Origin of the sequence: Mycobacterium sp. pUA109, assembly GCF_041287095.1 — a bacterium.
Classification (GTDB): Bacteria; Actinomycetota; Actinomycetes; order Mycobacteriales; family Mycobacteriaceae; genus Mycobacterium.
Genome location: NZ_JBGGKS010000011.1, coordinates 95,018 through 114,092, shown reverse-complemented (window position 1 = coordinate 114,092; position 19,075 = coordinate 95,018). Strand labels below are relative to the sequence as shown.

The following is a 19,075-nucleotide window of genomic DNA, read 5'->3' as shown; positions in this document are numbered from 1 at the left end:
CCACGGTAGGCGGTCGGCCGGCCGAAGTGGGCGGGCGCCCGTTATCCGAGGCGCTGGGCCAGCCGGTCGAGTTTGCGGGTGACCTCGGTGTCGTCGGCGTCCGGCAGCAGGAACAGGCAGCGCTCGATCCCGGCGGCGGCGTAGCGCTCGGCCATGCCCTCGGCCGCCGACGCGCCGAACAGGCTGATCGGAACCCGGTCCCGGCCGGCGTCGGCGGCGCGGCGCTGCAGCTTGTCGGCGCGCTCGGCGAAGGCGTCGAGGTTGTCCCCGGTGACGTTTTGGGCCAGCCAACCGTCCCCGAAGGCCAGGATGCGGTCCTCCACGGTGGGCCCCATCCCGCCGACCAGGACCGGCGGCGGCGATTGGATCGGCTTCGGGTACGACCAGATCGGGTCGAAATCCACGTACTGGCCGTGGTATTCGGCTTGCTCGTCGCGCCAGATGCGCCGCATCGCCTCGACCCGTTCATGCAGAATCGACATCCGCACCCGCGGATCGGTGCCGTGGTTGGCCATCTCTTCCCGGTTCCAGCCGGCGCCCACCCCGAACAGGAATCGGCCCCCGGAGAGCCGGTCGACGCTGGCCACCTGCTTGGCGGTGGTGATCGGGTCGCGTTCGACCACCAGGCACACGCCGGTGCCGATCTTGAGCCGGCGGGTCACCGCGGCGGCCGCCGTGCACGCCACGAACGGATCGTAGGTGTGGATGTACATTCGGGGCAGCTCGCCGCCACCGGGATAGGGCGACTCGCGGCTGACCGGGATGTGGGTGTGTTCACAAAACAGCAGCGACTCGAAGCCCCGCTCCTCGGCGGCCGCCGCCAGAGCGTCGGGCTGCATGCCGTAGTCGGTGGGGAAGTAGCACAAACCAAACTGCATCGGGGTGCCTCCTTGCCTATCGGCGCACTGCGCGGCTACCCGCACATTGCGACCACCAAACCGGCTCAACGCCCATCGAGTACCCCGCGCAAGATGTCGACCAAGGCCCGGGGTTGATCGCTTTGCACGGAGTGCCCGGAGTCGGCGACGACATGGCTGCGCAGCCCCGGGCTGCGTCGCGCGTATTCGTCGACGTCGGCGTCGGAGACAAACGCCGAGTCGGCGCCGCGGATCAGCGTGGTCGGCGCGGTGATCGCCGACACGTCGGTCCACAGTTCGGCGAAGTCGCGGAATGTGCGCATGGTGTCGTAGCGCCAGGTCCACTGGCCGTCGGGCAGCCGCTGCGCGTTGTGGAATATCCCGCGCCGCAGCGACTTCGGGTCCCGGTGCGGCGCGGCCGCGACGGTCAGGTCCAGGATCGAGGCGAAGTCGGGGAAGGTCCGCGGCCCGTGCGCCAGCTCCACGGTGCCGCGGTCGGCCGGCGTCATCTGCGAATGCCGTTGCAGCGCTGAGGGAGTGACGTCGACCACGGCCAGGTGCCGGACGAGGTCCGGTGCGGTGGCCGTTAACCGGATCGCGGTCAACCCGCCCAGCGACATCCCGACCAGCAGGTCGGCGTCCGGCGCCAGTTCCCGCAGCACCGGCGCCAGCGCGGCCGCGTTCTGCTGCGGCGTGTAGTCGCCGTCGTCGCGCCACGTCGACCGTCCGTGGCCGGGCAGATCCACCGCCACCGCGGGTTCGCCCAGGCCGAGGATGACGGTGTCCCAGGTGTGCGCGTTCTGCGCCCCGCCGTGCAGGAACACCACCCGCGGCGCGGCGGTGCCCCAGCGCAGCGCGCTGACGGCGCCGACCTGCACCCGTTCGACGGGCGGAAGCGGGCCGGCCACACCGGCCTGCTCGGCGTTCTCGGACAGCAGCGCGAATTCGGACAGCCCGGCCAACTCGTCGTCGGAGATCACGAAGCCGACGTTACCTCGCCCTGATGGGGTCAGCTCTCGCACTGACTCTGCGCGTACCAGGCAGATGTGCGAGTAGCTTGCCTGGTCAGCGCAGAGTCAAGGGCTAACCGGAAATGAAGTCTTCGAGCTGGGTGCGGGCCACGTCGTCGGGCAGTTGCTGCGGCGGGCTCTTCATCAGGTAGGCCGAGGCCGGGATGACCGGTCCGCCCACGCCGCGGTCCAACGCGATCTTGGCCGCGCGCACCGCGTCGATGATCACGCCCGCCGAGTTCGGCGAGTCCCACACCTCGAGCTTGTACTCCAGGTTCAGCGGCACGTCCCCGAAGGCGCGGCCCTCCAGCCGCACGTAGGCCCACTTGCGGTCATCGAGCCAGCCGACGTGGTCGGACGGGCCGATGTGCACATCCTTGGTGTTGAACTCGCGGTGCAGGTTGCTGGTGACGGCCTGGGTCTTGGAGATCTTCTTGGACTCCAGCCGCTCCCGCTCCAGCATGTTGAGGAAGTCCATGTTGCCGCCCACGTTGAGCTGCATGGTGCGGTCCAGTTGCACGCCGCGGTCCTCGAACAGCTTGGCCATCACCCGGTGGGTGATGGTGGCGCCGACCTGGCTCTTGATGTCGTCGCCCACGATCGGCACGCCGGCGTCGGTGAACTTCTTGGCCCACACCGGATCCGACGCGATGAACACCGGCAGCGCGTTGACGAACGCCACCCCGGCGTCGATCGCGCACTGGGCGTAGAACTTGTCGGCTTCCTCGGAGCCCACCGGCAGGTAGGAGACCAGCACGTCGACCTTGGCGTCGCGCAGCACCTGCACCACGTCGACCGCCTCGACGTCGGAGACCTCGATGGTGTCGGCGTAGTACTTGCCGATGCCGTCCAGGGTCGGCCCGCGCTGCACCACCACGTTGGTGGGCGGCACGTCCGCGATCTTGATGGTGTTGTTCTCCGAGGCGAAGATGGCCTCGGACAGGTCGAAGCCGACCTTCTTGGCGTCCACGTCGAACGCGGCGACGAACTTCACGTCGCGGACGTGATACGGCCCCAACCGCACATGCATCAAGCCGGGCACCGTCGAGTTCTCGTCGGCGTCGTGGTAGTACTGGACGCCCTGTACCAGCGAGGACGCGCAGTTGCCGACGCCGACAATGGCGACTCGCACATCCGTCGACGCCTCCGGCGCGGTTTGCTCACTCATGGACGCTCTCCTTCTCCTACCTTCTGATTCGTGCTGTGCACTGGGTTGCTGGACCTGAACCCGGCCCTAGGTCTGTTCGGCTCGGCCTTGCGCCACGTGTTCGGCGGCGATCAGCTCGTTGAGCCACTTGACTTCGCGTTCGCTGGACTCCAGCCCGAGCTGGTGCAGTTGGCGGGTGTACCGGTCGAACGAACTGCTGGCCCGCGCGACCGCGTTGCGCAGGCCTTCGCGGCGTTCCTCCACCTGACGGCGACGGCCCTCCAGGATCCGCATCCGCGCCTCGGCGGGGGTGCGGTTGAAGAAGGCCAGGTGTACCCCGAAGCCGTCGTCGGTGTAGTTCTGCGGGCCGGTGTCGGCGACCAGTTCGGTGAACCGCTGCCGGCCGGCGTCGGTCAGCTGATAGACACGGCGGGCGCGCCGCACCGGCGTCCCGGCCGGGGCGGCGTCCTCGGCGATCAGCCCGTCGGCCTGCATCCGGCGCAGCGCGGGATACAGCGAGCCGTACGAAAACGCGCGGAACGCCCCCAGCAGGCCGGTCAAGCGTTTCCGCAATTCGTAGCCGTGCATCGGTGATTCGAGCAGGAGCCCAAGGATGGCGAGCTCCAGCATCGGGTCACCTCCTCTGCTCGGCTGTTACGACGGTTCGACGCTTCGCGCCATAGTATCGCCCCGATATATTCGCCGCCAAACGTTGGCCGAGATCGTTGCCCCGCGGCGGGGGCCGGTGCGGCTCACGCGTCGCTGGCACCGCGGCGGTCTGCCGGGGGTCGTACTCTGGTCAACGTGCGATTGCAGCGACAGGTGGTGGATTACGCGCTTCGGCGCCGCTCACTGCTGGCCGAGGTGTATTCCGGGCGCACCGGCGTCACCGAAGTGTGCGATGCCAACCCCTATCTGTTGCGCGCCGCCAAGTTCCACGGGAAACCCAGCGCGGTGGTGTGCCCGATCTGCCGAAAGGAGCAGCTCACCCTGGTGTCGTGGGTGTTCGGTGATCACCTGGGCGCGGTGTCCGGCTCGGCGCGCACCGCCGAGGAGCTGGTCCTGTTGGCCACCCGGTTCGAGGAATTCTCGGTGCACGTGGTGGAGGTCTGCCGGACCTGCAGCTGGAATCACCTGGTGAAGTCGTATGTGCTTGGCGCGGCCCGCCCCCCCAAGGGCACCCGCAGCACGCGGACGGCGCGCAACGGCGCGCGCACGGCCAGTGAATAACGACGGGCGCGGCGACCGGTCAGCCAATGATGATCTGAACGGATCGCCGGCCGACGACGCGGCGCAGCGTCGGCCCGGCGAGGAGGGGCGGCGCGGCGCCGATCACGACAATCCGCGCGGCCCGCGGCGGCCGGTTCCCCCCGACGACCGGCTGACCACCATCCTTCCGCCGGTCAGAGACGACACCTCGCGGCGGCTGCGGGACCCGATCGAGGCCGTCAAGGCGGCCCTGGATGGCGGCGCCCCCCGCGAACGTGACCAGCGGCTCAGCGGTGCCGGGTCGCCGCCGCGGCGTGAGCCGCGGCCGGACCGGCCCGAGCCTCGCGAGCCGCGCGACCCCGACCAACCCCGGGAGCGGCGCCAGGCCCTGGAGCCGCCGCCCCGGCTGCTGCCGCCGGTGAACTGGAAGTGGGTGCGGCGCGGGCTGTACGCGGCGGCCGCGGTGCTGGTGGCGTTGCCGATCATCACGTTCGCGATGGCGTATTTCATCGTCGACATTCCCAAGCCGGGGGACATCCGCACCAACCAGGTGTCGACGATCCTGGCCAGCGACGGCTCCGAGCTGGCCAAGATCGTTCCGCCGGAGGGCAACCGGGTCGACGTCAACATCGACCAGGTGCCGGTGCCGGTGCGCAACGCGGTGATCGCCGCCGAGGACCGCGACTTCTACTCCAACCCCGGGTTCTCGTTCAGCGGTTTCGCGCGGGCGATCAAGAACAACATTTTCGGCGGTGACCTGCAGGGCGGATCCACCATCACCCAGCAGTACGTCAAAAATGCCCTGGTCGGGGCGCAGCGGTCCGGTATGGGTGGGCTGCTGCGCAAGTCCAAGGAGCTCGTCATCGCCGCGAAGATGTCGGGGCAGTGGTCCAAGGACGACGTGCTGCAGGCCTACCTGAACATCATCTACTTCGGTCGCGGCGCCTACGGGATCGCCGCGGCCTCCGAGGCGTATTACGGCAAACCCGTCGAGCAGCTCAACGTCGCCGAGGGCGCGCTGCTGGCCGCGCTGATTCAGCGGCCGTCGACGCTGGATCCCGCGATCGACCCGAAGGGCGCCGCCGAACGCTGGAATTGGGTGCTGGACGGCATGGTGGAGACCGGCGCGCTGTCGGCCAGCGACCGCCGCGGGCAGGTCTTTCCGCCCACCGTGCCACCGGAGGCGGCCCGCGCCCAGAACCAAACCTCGGGACCCAACGGGTTGATCCAGCGGCAGGTGACCAAGGAACTGCTCGACCTGTTCAACATCGACGAGCAGACCCTGAACACCCAGGGGCTGCAGGTCACCACCACCATCGACCCCAAGGATCAGAAGGCCGCCGAGGACGCGGTGGGCAAGTATCTCGATGGGCAGGACCCCGATATGCGGGCCGCGGTGGTGTCCATCGATCCGCACGACGGCGCGGTGAAGGCCTACTTCGGCGGCACCGACGCGCACGGGTTCGACTTCGCGCAGGCCGGGCTGCAGACCGGGTCGTCGTTCAAGGTGTTCGCGTTGGTGGCGGCGCTGGAGCAGGGCATCGGGCTGGGCTATCAGGTCGACAGCTCCCCGCTCACCGTCGACGGCATCAAGATCACCAACGTGGAGGGTGAGGGCTGCGGTAACTGCAATATCGCCGAGGCGCTGAAACGCTCGCTGAACACCTCTTACTACCGGCTGATGCTCAAACTCAAAAACGGGCCGCAGGACGTCGCGGACGCCGCGCATCAGGCCGGGATCGCCGAGAGCTTCCCCGGGGTGCCGCACACGCTGTCCGAGGACGGCAAGGGTGGCCCACCCAATAACGGGATCGTGTTGGGCCAGTACCAGACCCGGGTGATCGACATGGCGTCGGCGTACGCCACGCTGGCCGATTCCGGGGTGTATCACCGGCCGCACTTCGTGCAGAAGGTGGTCAACTCCGAGGGCAAGGTGCTCTTCGACGCGGCCACCGCCGACGACAGCGGTGAACAGCGCATCGACAAGGCCGTCGCCGACAACGTCACCTCGGCGATGCAGCCGATCGCCGGCTACTCCCGCGGGCACAACCTGGCCGGCGGAAGGGCGTCGGCGGCCAAGACCGGCACCACGCAGCTCGGGGACACCGGCGCCAACAAGGACGCCTGGATGGTCGGGTACACCCCGTCGCTGTCGACGGCGGTGTGGGTGGGCACCGTCGAGGGCGACCAGGCGCTGGTGAACAAGTGGGGGTCACCGGTGTACGGATCGAGCATCCCGTCGGACATCTGGAAAGCGACCATGGACGACGCCCTGAAGGGCACCGACAAGGAGTCGTTCCCCAAGCCCACCGAGATCGGCGGCTACGCCGGCGCACCCGCGGCGCCGCCCCCGCCGCCGGCCGCGCCGCCGCCCTCGGAGATCGTCATCCAGCCCACCATCGAGATCGCGCCCGGCATCACGATCCCGGTGGGGCCGCCGACCACCATTCCGGCCGGCCCGGCCGCGCCACCACCCGGGCCGCCGCCGGAAAGTCCCGCAGAATCGCCGCCCCCGCCGCCGCCGTGACGCCCGCCACCGACCGCGCCATCGTCTCGCCGGGGCCCCTGGCCGCCGATCTGCGCAGCGCCGACGACCGGGACTGTCCCAGCCGCACCGACATGCTCGGGCATGCGCTTTCCGGGGTGGTGGGCGGGCCGGTGGGCCGGCACGCGCTGATCGGGCGCGCCGGGTTGTTCACCCCGCTGCGGGTGATGTTCGTGATCGCGTTGGTGTTCTTGGCGTTGGGCTGGGCCACCAAGGCGCCGTGTCTGCAGAGCACCGGCGCCGGAACCGGCGATCAGCGGGTCGCCAACTGGGATCACGAGCGGGCCTACTACGAGTTGTGCTACTCCGACACGGTGCCGCTGTACGGCGCGGAGCTGTTGAGCCAGGGCAAGTTCCCGTACAAGTCCAGCTGGATCGAAACCGATTCCACCGGGAAACCCCAAACCCGTTACGACGGGCAGACCGCGGTGCGCTACATGGAGTATCCGGTGCTGACCGGCGTCTACCAATACGTGGCGATGGCGTTGGCCAAAACCTACACCGTGATCAGCAAGCTGGTCGCGATCCCGGTCGTCGCCGAGGTGGTGGTGTTCTTCGACATCGTCGCGCTCGGGCTGGCGCTGGCCTGGCTGGCGACCGTGTGGGCGACCGCCGGGCTGGCGGGACGCCGGGTGTGGGATGCGGCGCTGGTGGCCGCCTCGCCGCTGTTGATCTTTCAGATCTTCACCAACTTCGACGCGCTGGCCACCGCGTTCGCGGTCGGCGGGCTGCTGGCCTGGGCGCGCCGCAAACCGGCGCTGGCCGGGGTGCTGATCGGTTTGGGCGCCGCCGCCAAGCTGTACCCGGTGCTGTTCTTAGGGCCGTTGCTGGTCCTCGGGCTGCGCACCGGGCGGCTGCGCCCGGTGGCCCGCACCGCCGCCGTCACGGTGGCGACCTGGCTGGTGGTGAATCTGCCGGTGCTGCTGCTGTTTCCGCGCGGCTGGTCGGAGTTCTTCCGGCTCAACACACGCCGCGGCGACGACATGGATTCGCTGTTCAACGTGGTCAAGTCGTTCACCGGGTGGCGCGGATTCGATCCCGCGCTGGGGTTTTGGCAGCCGCCGGTGATCCTCAACACCGTGGTGATGATCGCGTTCCTGCTGTGTTGCTTAGGGATCGGATATATCGCGCTGACCGCCCCGCAGCGACCGCGGCTGGCCCAATTGGCGTTTCTGGTGGTGGCGGCGTTCTTGCTGACCAACAAGGTGTGGAGCCCGCAGTTCTCGCTGTGGCTGGTCCCGCTGGCGGTGTTGGCGCTGCCGCACCGCCGGATCCTGTTGGCGTGGATGACGATCGACGCGTTGGTGTGGGTGCCGCGGATGTACTTCCTGTACAGCGTGCCCAACCGCGGCCTGCCGGAACAATGGTTCACCGCCACCGTGCTGGTGCGTGACCTCGCGGTGCTGGGGCTGTGCGTGCTGGTGATCCGGCAGATCTATCGGCCCGCCGAGGATCTGGTGCGCTGGCGCGGCCGGGTCGACGACCCGTCCGGCGGGGTGTTCGACTGGGCGCCGGACCGACCGGTTAGCTGGTTGCCGGGTTGGCTGCGGCCCGCGGCGGCGCGCAGGGCGGTGAAGGTTGCCGAGCCCGCTACCGTGCCCGAGTACGCCGCGGCCGGCCAGCATTAGCGCTCACAACAGCAGGTCGAGGCGACGCCGCACTTGCCGGGGCATGTACCAACTCCAGGCGGTCCCGGCCGCGATCAGCAGGGCCAGCACGCCGTAGGGCGCGGCGGCGGTGGGCTCACCGGCTTGCACCTCGGCCACCGCCACCACCGCGAAGAGCAAGATCAGGATCGGCGCGGTGACGACAATCATCGACCAGGAACGCTCCGCGGCGTCGAGGTAGACCTTGCCCACCCGAGTGGTGGCCGCCCGCACCGCCGGCGCCGTCGGCAGGGGTCCACGCAGGAGCGCGGTCAGCGCTGCCGAGCGGTCGGCGGCGCTGAGGCCGTCGACCGCATCGGTGTAGGCGCGGTGACCCCGCTGGCTAGCCGCGGTACCCACCGCGCCCACCGCCAGGCTCACCAGCGCAATGCCCGGAGCGGCCTGTGACCAGGACCCGCCCACCGATCCAAACGCCGCGAGCAGGCTCAATCCGGCCGCACACAGGCAGGCCAATATCACGAAACGCGCCCACCACGGCCACAGCGATACCCGAATGCTCATCGAAGCCTGAGCCTAACAACCGCGCCGCGGCGCCACCGGCGACACGATTTCGCTGGCCAGCCCCGCATCCGGTAGCCTAAGCGGGTTGCCGACGCAGGCGACCCTCCTGCCACGGAACACACCGTGGCCGTAGACGACCATAGGAGGTGATGAGGTTCCCATGCGTCCATACGAAATCATGGTCATCCTTGACCCCACCCTTGACGAGCGCACCGTTGCCCCGTCCCTGGAGACGTTCCTGAACGTCATCCGCAACGACGGCGGGACTGTGGAGAAGGTCGACATCTGGGGCCGGCGCCGACTGGCGTACGAGATCGCCAAGCACGCCGAAGGCATCTACGCCGTCGTCGACGTGAAGGCCGAGCCGGCGACGGTGTCCGAGTTGGACCGTCAGCTCAGCCTGAACGAGTCGGTGTTGCGCACCAAGGTGATGCGGACCGACAAGCACTAGTCGAGTACGAGTCGGTGAACGACTGCCGCGTGTCGGGCCGGTTGCGTAGGCTCGCGCAAAGCATCCCGCCGATCCCAGGAGGACCTTGTGGCTGGTGACACCACCATCACCGTTGTCGGAAACCTGACCGCCGACCCCGAGCTGCGGTTCATCCCGTCCGGCGCCGCCGTCGCGAACTTCACGGTGGCCTCGACGCCCCGGACGTTTGACCGGCAAAGCGGGGAATGGAAGGACGGCGAGGCGCTGTTCCTGCGGTGCAACATCTGGCGGGAAGCCGCCGAGAACGTCGCCGAAAGCCTCACCCGCGGCATGCGGGTGATCGTCACCGGCCGGCTCAAGCAGCGGTCCTTCGAAACCCGCGAGGGCGAGAAGCGCACGGTCTTTGAGGTCGAGGTCGACGAGGTCGGGCCCTCGCTGCGGTATGCCACCGCCAAGGTCAACCGGATCAGCCGCAGCGGCGGCGGAGGCGGCGGCTTCGGTGGCGGCGGCGGGCAAAGCCAAGCCCCGGCCGCGGCCAGCGGCGGCACCGGTGAGGATCCCTGGGGCAGTGCCCCCGCGTCGGGCTCGTTCGGCGCCGGTGACGACGAACCCCCCTTCTGATACCCCGGCGCGCGATACGGCGCGCCCCACCAAAACCACAGCACGAAAGAGATACACAGATGGCCAAGTCCAACAAGCGGCGCCCAGCTCCGGAGAAGCCGGTCAAGACGCGCAAGTGTGCGTTCTGCGCCAACAAGAAGCAAGAGATCGACTACAAGGACACCGCGCTGCTGCGGACCTACATCAGCGAACGCGGCAAGATCCGGGCCCGCCGGGTCACCGGCAACTGCGTGCAGCACCAGCGCGACATCGCGCTGGCGGTGAAGAACGCCCGCGAGGTGGCCCTGCTGCCCTTCACCTCCTCGGCCCGGTAGCCGCCGGCGGCACCACGGAACATAGGAACGTAGAACGATGAAACTGATTCTGACCGACGAGGTCGAGCACCTCGGTGTCGCCGGCGACACCGTCGAAGTCAAGGACGGCTACGGCCGCAACTATCTGCTGCCGCGCGGGCTGGCCATCGTCGCCTCCCGCGGCGCGCAAAAGCAGGCCGACGACATCCGTCGCGCCCGTGATGCGAAGACCGTGCGCGATTTAGAGCACGCCAACGAGCTCAAAACGGCGATCGAAGCGTTGGGCACGATTTCGCTGCCGGTGAAGACGGCACCCGACTCGGGCAAGCTGTTCGGCTCGGTCGGCGCCGGCGACGTCGTCGGCGCGATCAAGAAGGCCGGCGGCCCCAGCCTAGACAAGCGCATCGTGCGGCTGCCCAAAGCGCACATCAAAGCGCTCGGCACGCACCAGGTCTCGGTGCATCTGCATCCCGACGTCAACGTCGCCCTCGACGTGGACGTCGTCGCGCAGGGCTAGACCCCACACCACCAGCTACCCCGGTGGCGCCGTAACCGGCCGCCACCGGGGCGTTGCTGTGTGCGCCAGCGAACTCTTCGACCACCGGACCGGCCAGCGAATCTAACCGGCCGTTAACACGCTGCCAACCCGGCGGACACACAACACGCCCGAGATGGCAACCCGGCTCGACACGCCGAACGGATTCTCATCCACAGCTCGGACGTGTTCGTGTGGTGCGCTTAGCAGCAGAGATGCGGAACTGTCAGCCAATGATCCACAGGTTTTCCCCACCGCCTCAACACGGCCGGCGATGGCTATCCACACTCGATGCACAACTTCATGAACAAGCTCGCTTGGTGTTGGCGCCAGCAACACTTACCGTCGACCCGGCGCATGGCGATGGTCGGGTGAGCGTCTTCGATTCGGCGGAAACGCCGGTCGGGAGCGGCGCGACGAGGAGCCGGGCGAATGCCATGACGGCGGGCGATGTCAGTGCCTTGACCTACGGTCCGGGTACCGATGTCGGGTGGGCATTCGAGCGCGGTGCCGAAGGGAGGCGGGGGTAAATGGCAGTCGTCGACGATCTTGGGCACTCCGGCCTCGAGGAGCCACCCCGGGAAGACGTCGGCCGGCAGCCGCCGCAGGACCTTGCCGCCGAGCAGTCGGTGCTGGGCGGGATGCTGCTGAGCAAGGACGCGATCGCCGACGTGCTCGAGCGGGTGCGGCCCGGCGACTTCTACCGCCCCGCGCACCAGAACATCTACGACGCGATCCTGGATCTGTACGGCCGCGGGGAGCCGGCCGACGCGGTGACGGTGGCTGCCGAACTGGACCGCCGCGGCCTGCTGCGCCGCATCGGCGGGGCACCGTATCTGCACACCCTGATCTCCACGGTGCCGACCGCGGCCAACGCCGGCTACTACGCCGGGATCGTCGCGGAGAAGGCCCTGCTGCGCCGGCTGGTGGAGGCCGGCACCCGGGTGGTGCAGTACGGCTACGCGGGTGCGGAAGGCGCCGACGTCGCCGAAATCGTCGACCGCGCGCAGGCCGAGATCTACGACGTCGCCGACCGGCGGCTCTCCGAGGACTTCGTCCCGCTGGAGGACCTCCTGCAGCCCACCATGGACGAGATCGACGCGATCGCCTCGCATGGCGGCATCGCTCGTGGCGTGCCGACCGGCTTCACCGACCTCGACGATGTGACCAACGGCCTGCACCCGGGACAGATGGTCGTGATCGCGGCCAGGCCGGGTATGGGGAAATCGACCCTGGCACTGGATTTCATGCGGTCGTGCTCGATCAAGCACCGGCAGCCCAGCGTCATCTTCTCGCTGGAGATGAGTAAGTCCGAGATCGTCATGCGGCTCCTGAGCGCCGAAGCGAAGATCAAGCTCGGCGACATGCGCTCGGGCCGGATGACCGACGACGACTGGACCCGGCTGGCGCGGCGGATGAGCGAAATCAGCGAAGCACCACTGTATATCGACGATTCACCGAACCTGACCATGATGGAGATCCGCGCCAAGGCCCGCCGGCTAAAGCAGAAGGCCGACCTGCGGCTGGTGGTGGTCGACTATCTGCAGCTGATGACCTCCGGCAAGAAAGTCGAGTCGCGTCAGCAGGAGGTATCGGAATTCTCAAGGCAGCTAAAGCTTTTGGCTAAGGAACTGGAGCTACCGGTCGTCGCGCTCAGCCAGCTCAACCGGGGCCCCGAGCAGCGGACCGACAAGAAGCCAATGTTAGCTGATCTAAGGGAATCGGGCGCGATCGAGCAGGATAGCGACATGGTCATCCTGCTGCACCGACCCGATGCCTTCGAGCGCGACGACCCGCGCGGCGGTGAGGCGGATCTGATTCTGGCCAAGCACCGCAACGGCCCGACCAAAACAGTCACGGTGGCGCATCAGCTGCACTTGTCGCGGTTTACCAATATGGCGCACTGAGGACCCGCCGCCCATGTACCGGTAGGTCAACTGGCCTGGATGGTCGACAAGTTCAAATCCTGGACCTGGCCCACCGAGGCGCTACCCGAAGACGTGCTCGGTCTTGACCGTTTGCTTGCCCACGTGGCGCTCTACTGGTTCACCGGCACGGCAAGAAGCGCAGCCTTCGTCGGCTACGCCAACCCGAGCTGCGGCGACTCAGCAGAGCCATCGCCGGCGCTCACCGCGTTCATCCAGTTCGCCCCACCCGGCCTCGAGGTCGCCGCCGATGGCGCGGTCACGATCGGCGCCGACGACGATTGATGGCCACCAGCACCACCGTCCGATAGCGGATTGTGCCGCGGGACGTTATGAAGATCGCGGTGGAGCGGCGTCTTGAACGCCAAGGTAGTGGACCAGCGCGAGCTCGACCTCGACGAGCTGGTCTCGGGTCAGGTAGTCGACGGGGTCGCCCGCGACATATTGGATGTCGATCGAGCGGATCTGGTCGACCAGCATCCGCGTCGACCGACCGGCGATCTCAATCTCGGGGCGATGAATCGACGGGCCGGCCGAGGTCGACGTGGGGATCACGGCCACGACCGAAAGCGGCGAATCCGACGGGGACACGACCAGACCCAGGCGTTTACCGCCCTGCTCGTGTCCGCGGGGCCGCCCAAGATCGATCCGATAGACGGCTCCGCGTATCACCAGGCTTCGGGCTCCGCGTTGATATCCTCGTCCTTGAGCGCCTCCGCGTCAGCGCGGAACTGCGCCAACCACCGTTCGTGATCCAACAGCCGCAGTGCTCGGCGCAACGTGTCCGAAGTACTCTCGCCCGGCCGCGCGGCCTCGCGCAGGATGCGCTCGTCATCTTGCGTCGGACGGAAACCGATTGATCCAGGCATGTCACCCATGCTATCGCGTGTTCGACAAATGTTCGACAGTCGCGTGGCTGAGGCGCCATGCATCGAGCCACGAGCATGATCCGATTGCCGAACCCCGTATGGGTCCGAGCTTTTGCGCGCGAGTCATGGTTTCGGTGGTCTTAGACTAGCCAGGCAGGCAACGAATGCCCTGGCCGCTGGAAGGAGCATCGGCCGATAAACGCGCCGATATGCTGCGATCCGGTTATCACGCAGTCGGCTCAATGACGATCACAAGGGGGGGAACCACGGTGAAGGGCTGGCACATGGCGGGCAGCAATCCCGCCGACTACGAATTCGACCGCACGGCGGAGACCATCGACGACAACGCTGTCGTGCGTCTGCGAGCCGTCAACGACAACGCGGCAGGATTCGGCACGATGATGCAGACGATCGCTCCGACACGGTATCTCGGAACACGTGTTCGGCTGTCTGGTTTGTTGAAGGGCAACGATATTGATGGGTGGGCGGGCCTTTGGCTGCGGATCGACAGTCAACAGCAGACCGCTCCCTTGGCCTTCGACAATATGCAGGACCGCTCGATCCAGGGCTCGACTGGGTGGTCGAGCGAATCGATCGTGCTTGATGTCGACGAGCACGCGAGCGCCATCGCTTTCGGGGTGCTCCTTCAGGGAACGGGGTCTGTCGACATCGCGGGACTTCGTTTTGAAGAAGTCGGCTCCGATGTCCCCGTGACCGGCACGCCGCAGGCGACTGAACCCGTAAACCTCGACTTTAGCGAGCAGTAACCGCTTCGCGGTCTCTGTGACCGCCGGTTGGTTCTCGAGCGGCGAGCTGTGATCTCTGCACCTTGCCGCGTGATGTACCACCGGGTCTCGCTAGCCCTTTCCGTTACCCGGCAGCAGGCGGATGTGTCATCACGGTAGGGCGAAACCCATACCGGGGAGCGGCAAAGCCGGGGCTGCGTCCGGCCGACGCCGCCATCGGCGCACCGGGCATACCGGGCATACCGGGCATCTCCCCGGTGGCGACCTCCGGGGCGGCAGTCCAGCCGGAGGCCGGGAACGCGGTGGCAGCCGCGTTGGTCACCGGGGTGGCGGTGGCCCAGTTCTGCGGCACCGACAGCGCCCCGGCCAACGTGGCCCGGCCCATCCCCGCTGACACTGCCGATCCGCTCACGCTTGTTGACCCGGGCGGGGTTATGCCCGAAATAAGATGGCTCAACGTGCCCGCGCCGGACGCCGGAGCTGTCGCCGACATCATGATGTTCGGGTTGAGCCCGGCCCCGCTCGGACCGGTCACCGACAAAAAGGCGATGTCGGACAAGGCATTCGTGGATGCCTGGCTTACGGTGGCCGGGTTCACCCATTGTCCCGAAACGAATCCGTTCGCCAGCGTCGAGTTCATGAACGTCCCCATGGCCGAATTCGTCTGCCCATCGAAGAAATTCAGTAATCCAGCGAAACCACTGGTCGTCGTATTCGACCCTGCGGCAAACGGATTGGTACCGCCCAGCCCCGATGCCGATGACGCGGGTGACGCCAGCCCCTGCAGGGTGTTGGGTACCGTAGAAGCCAACTGCGACAGCGTCGCTTGCGCGCCGGCGCTCGACGACGTCCCGGTGGCTTGGGTGGCGGCTGCCGACTGTGCAGCCAGCCCGCCCGGGTTCGTTGTCTGTTCGGGTGAGGTGAACGACGGCACCTTCGAGGCCGCCGCCGAACTGGCGGCGTAACCGTACATCGCGGTGGCATCCTGGGCCCACATTTCGCCGTAGTGGGCCTCGGTAGCGGCGATTGCCGGGGTGTTCTGACCCAAAAAATTGGTCGCGACCAATGCCGTCAACTGGCTTCGGTTAGCCGCAATGTCCGCCGGCGGCACGGTCATCGCAAACGCATTTTCATACGCCGTGGCCGCAGCTTGGGCTTGCTCGGCGGTCTGCTCGGCTTGCCCGGCGGTGGTGGTCATCCAGGCCACATAGGGTGCGGCCGCGGCAGCCATTGCGGTCGATGCCGGCCCCAACCATCCCTCACTGGTCAGCCCCGTGATCACCGACTGGTAGGTTGACGCCGCGGAGCGCAATTCGGCGGCTAAATCATTCCACGCCGATGCGGCGGCCAACATCGGCCCCGAGCCGGCGCCGGCATACATGCGGGCGGAGTTGATCTCCGGTGGTAACGCTCCGAAATCCATTGCGACGATCCTCCTTAACTCGCAGTGACCGCGTCGGCGTACCCCGGTGTTCGGGTACCGCCCAGGACTGGTGCCGAGGGTGGCCACCTGTCGACAGAAACGTGAATTCACGCAAGTAAATTCAGACGGCGGAGTTACTGCCGTGACCGGGTCAAAACCAAATGATGATTGATCTGCGTACGTCAGGTGACGCTAACCCTGTCGGCTAACGAAGATCAACGCACAATGGTGGATCCCACCAATCTCACAGCCAACTGACGGGGCGCATCCAGCAGCTAACGCCAATTGAGCGAGATATTGCCGTAGAGTGCGCAATATTGCGAAACTCAGAAAAGCGATTCGCCACAAATCCATATATCAGTAAGTAAGCTGTAGCAGCGCTCTATCAATAGCATATACCCAGCTAGATAGCTTACGACAGGGATCCTGACACGCGTATCTCCGCTCTTCAGTAGAAGATTATTCTCGCAACCCTCTGGCGTCCAAGGGCTCTTCAAGTATATTCCGTAACGCCGGGTACAACGCGGAAGCTAGCAATCGACCAGGCGGCTGCTAGAGGCCATTAAATGGCACGTGACTGCCGCCATCAGGAGCAATGCACGCGCTATTTGCGCAAAGGAGCCGTGATCTATCGTGACACCGATGGTGTGTACCCGCAAAAACATTTGGACACGACTGATCTGCGGATTTACTGAGGCAGTAGCTTACTGCGGTCTCGCGCTAAAAAGCGCCGGCGGCCCAGCGCGCCAGCGACCGCGCTGGACGAACCCACGGTAAACAGTTGCCCCTTGCTCGGGGTCACTAGCCCGTGTGCTTGTCGAGAACGTCGATACCACCACGCTGGTGAAAATGACGGCGGCTCCTCAGTTCTGGTCCTCGGGCGGGCTCGCGGCGGTGTGGTCGTCAGGGCTTAGATGCTGTATTGCCGCAGCCTCTGCAGCCGCCGCATTCCGGCGGCAGCCACCTTTCCCGGGCAGGGACGCAGCGCCGCCTCTAGCCGCGCGCGAACGTCCTCGGCCTCGAGGTGCGCGCCAATTGCAACGAGGTGGCTCGCACCGGCGCCCGACGGCGCAGTCATCACATGGACGCAGGTGCCGACGACGTTGACGAGGTAGTGGCGCTTGCCGATCCTGACGGTGACCTTCATCCGGTAGACGCCATGCGGCGGCCGTTCGAGCAGGTCGATGAGCGGGCCCGGGTCAACCGCGCCGTCGCCGACGACGGTGACCGACGTCGCATGCACATGGTCGTGGTGCGCGTCGGCGGCGGCAGCGTTGTCCTCGAGCAGCAGTTCCCGAAACGACATCTGCCCGGACTCGTCGCCGTCGTTGACGTCGTAGAGAAGTCGGGGATCCACCCGTCCGGCCACCGCGCCCACGACGTGAGCGTCGGGATTCCGCTCGCGCACACGGGCCTCAACCCGGCGAAGGATATCTGCGCGAGCGTCCTCGGGGATCCGATCCAACTTGTTGACCACGACGAGCGAGGCCGCACCGTAGCGCGCAGGCGGCGTGGATCGCGTGTCGACGGTGTGGAAGTGCTCCACTGCGTCGATCACGTCAACGACACCGCCGTGGCGGATCCGATCCACCCCACTGAACCGAATAACTCGCGATACCGCCATCGGTTCGGCCACCCCGCTCGCCTCGACGATGATCGCATCGAGCGCGAGTTTCGGGTCGGCCAGCGTCTCCAGCGCCTCGTCAAGCCCGCCATCATCCGGCAGATGGCAGATGCATCCACCGGCGATAGACACCGGTTCGTCGACCTGGCCCGTGACCAGGCCAGCGTCGACGTTCAGTTCGCCGAAGTCGTTGATGACGACCCCGATCCGTGCTCCCGGCGCGCGCAGCACATGGTTGAGCAGCGTGGTCTTGCCCGCGCCGAGGTAACCAGTGAGGGCGATAACCGGGATAGCGGGCGCGTTGCGATCGACCATCCGGCCATTATTGCGTCCGCGGCGGACCACCGGCAGTCTGACTGGGACAGCGCCCTCAATCCGGCGCACCAAAACTGCGCTGCGGCATACCCTGTGGCGGGAGGCATACCGATTCTGCCTGGGCGCGCGGTTCATCACGCCACTCGCCGGCCGCGAGCAGATCGGCGGGACGCCACTCGCCGGCCGCGAGCAGATCGGCGGGCCACACGCCGCGCCGGACAAGCTCCGCGGCCTCGTTGCGCACCATCTCGCCGAAGCGGGTGACGAAGCCGCGCGGCAGCGCGGCCTGCGGTCGCACCGCCAGGCCGATGTGTTGGGTGATGACCGGATCGCATAGCGGCGCGTATCTCAGCCGGCCATCGTCGACCTCACGACGGCACGCCGCCAGCGGCAGGATGCCGTAGGCCCGACCCGTCTCGATAACGCTCTTCGACACCTGCAGGGAGTCGGTCTCGAACTGGCTGTCAATCGTGATCTTTCGACGCAGCGCGGTGTTCTGGATGGTGTAGTTGAGTCCGGGTTGCATCGTTGGGAGCACCAGCGGCAGGTCGGCCAGGGCGGTGAACGCGACGGGACGGGCGGGATCCAGATCGCTGTCGGGTCCACCGACCAGTACCGGATGCTCGGCCACGATGTCGCGGTAGAACAAGCGCTCGTCCGGCGGTGGGCCGTGCAGTACAGCGAAGTCGAGGTCATCTTTGAGCATCTTCTCCACCAGATGTACCGAATCAGCGACCGTGACACGGATATTCACCTTCGGAAAGACGCCTTTCAGGCGGGTCATCAGCGGTGCGGCGAGCACGCTGGCCACGGGCGCGGGCATGCCTACCGATAGCGCGCGTTCGACCCGCCCCCACGGCGACCCGACCCACTGCATCGCTAACTCCAGCTGGCGCAGGGGCGCAGCGGTCGATGCACGCAGCTGCTCACCTTCATCGGTAAGTTCCACGCCGCGGGCGGTCCGCCGGAATAAGGCCACGCCCAGTTCTTCTTCGAGCTGACGGACCTGGCGACTGAGCGCCGGCTGGGCAATGCCCAGCACCGCCGCCGCCCGACTGATCGAGCCCTCGTCGGCGATACGCAAAAAGTACTTCAGCCGGTGCGTGTCCATCGGCCCCCAGGTATAGCAGCCATGCCGTGGCGGCATGGCTGAACGCCGAAATTGATATTGGCTTGCGCCGTCTCGACCGCCTTAGTGTCAGCGCAACAGACAGCGACGTCGAAGAGCGAGAGGTATCCACCGTGACCGTCCAGGACGAACAGTCCGCGCTCGGGGCACTAAACCTCGACAACCTGCCCACCAGCTACATGTGCGGCCAGACCATCGACGTCGCCGGCGGACAGTGGTTGGGCTGAGC

The 19,075-nt window shown here is 67.1% G+C and carries 21 protein-coding genes; 11 read left to right on the top strand and 10 right to left on the bottom strand.

The genetic code is table 11. The features are described from left to right. Positions 1–41: 41 nt before the first annotated feature. The 4 genes from ACAG26_RS14520 to ACAG26_RS14505 all read right to left on the bottom strand — a co-directional run bounded on the left by ACAG26_RS14520 (position 42) and on the right by ACAG26_RS14505 (position 3,644). Entirely contained in the window at positions 42–878 is an 837-nt protein-coding gene (locus ACAG26_RS14520) for an LLM class F420-dependent oxidoreductase (RefSeq protein ID WP_370483299.1), read from the bottom strand. Positions 879–943: 65 nt separating this feature from the next. After that, entirely contained in the window at positions 944–1,837 is an 894-nt protein-coding gene (locus ACAG26_RS14515) for an alpha/beta fold hydrolase (RefSeq protein ID WP_370483297.1), read from the bottom strand. A gap of 103 nt (positions 1,838–1,940) precedes the next feature. Further along, positions 1,941–3,035, bottom strand: a complete 1,095-nt coding sequence (locus ACAG26_RS14510) for an inositol-3-phosphate synthase (protein WP_370483296.1) — start codon at positions 3,033–3,035, stop codon at positions 1,941–1,943. Between the two features lie 66 nt (positions 3,036–3,101). Next, on the bottom strand, positions 3,102–3,644 hold the full coding sequence (locus ACAG26_RS14505; RefSeq protein ID WP_370483294.1) for a PadR family transcriptional regulator: 543 nt from the start codon (positions 3,642–3,644) through the stop codon (positions 3,102–3,104). A 174-nt stretch (positions 3,645–3,818) separates the two neighbouring features. Here ACAG26_RS14505 and ACAG26_RS14500 point away from each other — a divergent pair, with 174 nt between their 5' ends. Genes ACAG26_RS14500 through ACAG26_RS14490 form a run of 3 tightly spaced genes read left to right on the top strand, consistent with a single transcriptional unit; the run spans position 3,819 to position 8,396 of the window. After that, positions 3,819–4,244, top strand: coding sequence for a DUF5318 domain-containing protein (locus ACAG26_RS14500; RefSeq protein WP_370483292.1), 426 nt, complete (start codon positions 3,819–3,821; stop codon positions 4,242–4,244). Next, positions 4,237–6,750 carry a transglycosylase domain-containing protein gene (locus ACAG26_RS14495; RefSeq protein ID WP_370483290.1) on the top strand — a complete coding sequence of 838 codons (2,514 nt, stop codon included), beginning with the start codon at positions 4,237–4,239 and terminating at the stop codon, positions 6,748–6,750. The genes ACAG26_RS14500 and ACAG26_RS14495 overlap by 8 nt, the downstream gene beginning before the upstream one ends. After that, entirely contained in the window at positions 6,747–8,396 is a 1,650-nt protein-coding gene (locus ACAG26_RS14490; RefSeq protein WP_370483288.1) for a glycosyltransferase family 87 protein, read from the top strand. The genes ACAG26_RS14495 and ACAG26_RS14490 overlap by 4 nt, the downstream gene beginning before the upstream one ends. A gap of 3 nt (positions 8,397–8,399) precedes the next feature. Here the strand turns inward: ACAG26_RS14490 and ACAG26_RS14485 are convergent, their stop codons facing one another. Continuing rightward, positions 8,400–8,936: a hypothetical protein gene (locus tag ACAG26_RS14485; protein ID WP_370483286.1), complete on the bottom strand. Its 537-nt coding sequence runs from the start codon at positions 8,934–8,936 to the stop codon at positions 8,400–8,402. Between the two features lie 160 nt (positions 8,937–9,096). On the opposite strand from ACAG26_RS14485, the gene rpsF reads away from it, so the two are divergent. The 6 genes from rpsF to ACAG26_RS14455 all read left to right on the top strand — a co-directional run bounded on the left by rpsF (position 9,097) and on the right by ACAG26_RS14455 (position 13,025). Continuing rightward, positions 9,097–9,387: a 30S ribosomal protein S6 gene (gene rpsF, locus ACAG26_RS14480; RefSeq protein WP_071027228.1), complete on the top strand. Its 291-nt coding sequence runs from the start codon at positions 9,097–9,099 to the stop codon at positions 9,385–9,387. An 87-nt stretch (positions 9,388–9,474) separates the two neighbouring features. Further along, positions 9,475–9,987, top strand: coding sequence for a single-stranded DNA-binding protein (locus ACAG26_RS14475; protein WP_370483284.1), 513 nt, complete (start codon positions 9,475–9,477; stop codon positions 9,985–9,987). Between the two features lie 59 nt (positions 9,988–10,046). Further along, positions 10,047–10,301, top strand: a complete 255-nt coding sequence (rpsR, locus tag ACAG26_RS14470) for a 30S ribosomal protein S18 (protein ID WP_370483282.1) — start codon at positions 10,047–10,049, stop codon at positions 10,299–10,301. 37 nt (positions 10,302–10,338) lie between these two features. Beyond that, positions 10,339–10,797, top strand: coding sequence for a 50S ribosomal protein L9 (rplI, locus tag ACAG26_RS14465; protein ID WP_370483280.1), 459 nt, complete (start codon positions 10,339–10,341; stop codon positions 10,795–10,797). Positions 10,798–11,345: 548 nt separating this feature from the next. Further along, positions 11,346–12,722, top strand: coding sequence for a replicative DNA helicase (gene dnaB / locus ACAG26_RS14460; protein ID WP_370483278.1), 1,377 nt, complete (start codon positions 11,346–11,348; stop codon positions 12,720–12,722). A gap of 39 nt (positions 12,723–12,761) precedes the next feature. Then, positions 12,762–13,025, top strand: coding sequence for a hypothetical protein (locus ACAG26_RS14455; RefSeq protein ID WP_370483276.1), 264 nt, complete (start codon positions 12,762–12,764; stop codon positions 13,023–13,025). Between the two features lie 45 nt (positions 13,026–13,070). Here ACAG26_RS14455 and ACAG26_RS14450 read toward each other — a convergent pair whose 3' ends face one another. Continuing rightward, positions 13,071–13,412 carry a type II toxin-antitoxin system PemK/MazF family toxin gene (locus ACAG26_RS14450; protein ID WP_370483275.1) on the bottom strand — a complete coding sequence of 114 codons (342 nt, stop codon included), beginning with the start codon at positions 13,410–13,412 and terminating at the stop codon, positions 13,071–13,073. Then, complete coding sequence (locus ACAG26_RS14445; RefSeq protein WP_370483273.1) at positions 13,409–13,609, bottom strand: hypothetical protein; 201 nt, start codon at positions 13,607–13,609, stop codon at positions 13,409–13,411. Before ACAG26_RS14445 ends, ACAG26_RS14450 begins: the two co-directional genes overlap by 4 nt. Positions 13,610–13,773: 164 nt before the next feature. Between ACAG26_RS14445 and ACAG26_RS14440 the strand changes: the two genes are divergently transcribed. Continuing rightward, the gene (locus ACAG26_RS14440; RefSeq protein ID WP_370483271.1) at positions 13,774–14,376 is read left to right on the top strand and encodes a hypothetical protein; all 603 of its coding nucleotides are present in this window, start codon (positions 13,774–13,776) and stop codon (positions 14,374–14,376) included. A gap of 103 nt (positions 14,377–14,479) precedes the next feature. On the opposite strand, the gene ACAG26_RS14435 is transcribed toward ACAG26_RS14440, so the two are convergent. The 3 genes from ACAG26_RS14435 to ACAG26_RS14425 all read right to left on the bottom strand — a co-directional run bounded on the left by ACAG26_RS14435 (position 14,480) and on the right by ACAG26_RS14425 (position 18,828). Next, positions 14,480–15,778 carry a PPE domain-containing protein gene (locus ACAG26_RS14435; protein WP_370483269.1) on the bottom strand — a complete coding sequence of 433 codons (1,299 nt, stop codon included), beginning with the start codon at positions 15,776–15,778 and terminating at the stop codon, positions 14,480–14,482. 910 nt (positions 15,779–16,688) lie between these two features. Continuing rightward, positions 16,689–17,717: a GTP-binding protein gene (locus ACAG26_RS14430; RefSeq protein ID WP_370483266.1), complete on the bottom strand. Its 1,029-nt coding sequence runs from the start codon at positions 17,715–17,717 to the stop codon at positions 16,689–16,691. Positions 17,718–17,772: 55 nt separating this feature from the next. Beyond that, positions 17,773–18,828, bottom strand: a complete 1,056-nt coding sequence (locus ACAG26_RS14425; protein ID WP_370483264.1) for a LysR family transcriptional regulator — start codon at positions 18,826–18,828, stop codon at positions 17,773–17,775. A 26-nt stretch (positions 18,829–18,854) separates the two neighbouring features. Between ACAG26_RS14425 and ACAG26_RS14420 the strand changes: the two genes are divergently transcribed. Then, positions 18,855–19,073 (top strand): hypothetical protein, encoded by a 219-nt coding sequence (locus ACAG26_RS14420; RefSeq protein ID WP_370483262.1) that lies wholly within the window; start codon positions 18,855–18,857, stop codon positions 19,071–19,073. Positions 19,074–19,075: the final 2 nt, after the last annotated feature.